Origin of the sequence: Nitrosomonas europaea (assembly GCF_900167395.1) — a bacterium.
GTDB classification, from domain to species: Bacteria; Pseudomonadota; Gammaproteobacteria; order Burkholderiales; family Nitrosomonadaceae; genus Nitrosomonas; species Nitrosomonas europaea.
In genome coordinates, this window is the sequence record NZ_FUWK01000083.1 from 1 (window position 1) to 1,598 (window position 1,598).

The window sequence follows — 1,598 nt, forward strand, 5'->3', positions numbered from 1 at the left end:
GCTGGTTGCGGCGCTGACAAACGTCGGTGCGGTGGTGTCGATAGTTAAGGTGAAACTAGCGCTTGGATCAGATGAGTTACCTGTTGCATCAGTGGCTATCACGGTCAGGGAGTGAACACCTTCGCTTAAGAGCGAAGGCGGCGTGAAGATCCAGTTGCCACTCGTGTCAGCCGTGGTGGTGCCAAGCAATCTGTCACCGTCGAAGATGGATACCGTGGCACCGGCCTCGGTAGCACCGGAGAGTGTGGGGGTCGTGTCATCTGTAGAACCGCCCGCCATGATGGCACCCGTGATTATGCCAATATCATCCATCACACTATCAATGCTTGGCGTAGCGGGCGCAATGCTGTCAATCTCGATGGTCAGGGAGGAACTAGGCTCGCTGGTTCCTGTGTTATCGGTTGCAACGGCATACAAGCTATGATTGCCGTCAGATAAAGGCTGGATTGGAGTGAAGCTCCAATTGCCGTTGCTATCCACGGGGGTAGTGCCTATGGCCTGGCCGTTGTCATAAACCGTGACTGCGCTGCCAGGTTTAGCCGTACCGGACAGAGTAGGTAGGGTATCGTTAGTGGATTGGCCGTCTGGAACAGGCTGGCCGTTACCTGTGATTGTCAGAGTGGGGGCGGGCGGAGGCATCATCGGGTGATCTCCGTTACCACCACCGGCCGCCGCAAATCTGATCCCGATGCCGGTTGCTCCCAGCAAGCCCAGCAAAGCTATGGTGGCTGTACCGTCTTGAATGGGTTCGTAAATGATAGAGGTTTCAACGATGCCATCGCCCGTATCACTCATGGCATTGTGAAAATTAACCAGAAAACGACTGTTATCCTCCCCCAGAATCAGATTATTGATTGTCTTACCTAAGCTGAAAAAGCCTTGAATATGTAGCGCATGGCCATCCTTGAACTGGATCGCTAGATCATTACCGACACGTGAGTAATTGGATATATCTTCTTTGCGAACTGCTAGTAAAAAATTCGCGGGATTGTCTGGAGCGATGGCATATTCTGCATTGACCTCAACGGGAACATTAATATGTTGACTAAGGACAGTCGAGGAAGCCATGAAATAACTCCTTATTATGGATGGTCATTAAGCTGGATTGACAATGTATGCTACTGGTTGATTAAAGCTATAAACGGCAGAGAAGAAGATTGTTTATTGCGTTTTTCTTCGATATGAGAGGTTAGTTGAGAGTTATCTGCTGAGCAGGTTCATCCTTTTGCCCAGTCCTCAACACATTTTTCTGAAATGCGGAAGCTTCGTGACGTAGCAGGATTTATGCATTATTGTCGTAAAACAAAGACATGCACTACATCAACTATCAGGCGGAAAGAAGTGCGACATATAACTATGTCGATGATATTCAGCGCCATTGTTAAGGTGCTGAGCGTCAAGCTCTTAAAGCCAGTTAGGGAAAGTAGATGATGAACCAATCAGGATCTGGATCCTTTGGTTTCCTGATACTCAATGGGTGTGAATTGAGCCTTTATTGCCCTTAATTGTAGTAGTTGAGATCTGATCTGACAGTTACCCGATTTGACGAGTGCCTGTTAGATCAGATTCAGTTATTCAATTCGGTAATTTTATCGTCC

Annotated in this window: 1 protein-coding gene; it reads right to left on the minus strand. The window is 48.2% G+C overall.

From position 1 onward, the window contains the following. A partial coding sequence (locus B5D58_RS13475; protein WP_143779600.1) for an Ig-like domain-containing protein occupies nt 1-1,068 on the minus strand: 1,068 nt, incomplete at its 3' end. Between the last annotated feature and the right edge of the window lie 530 nt (nt 1,069-1,598).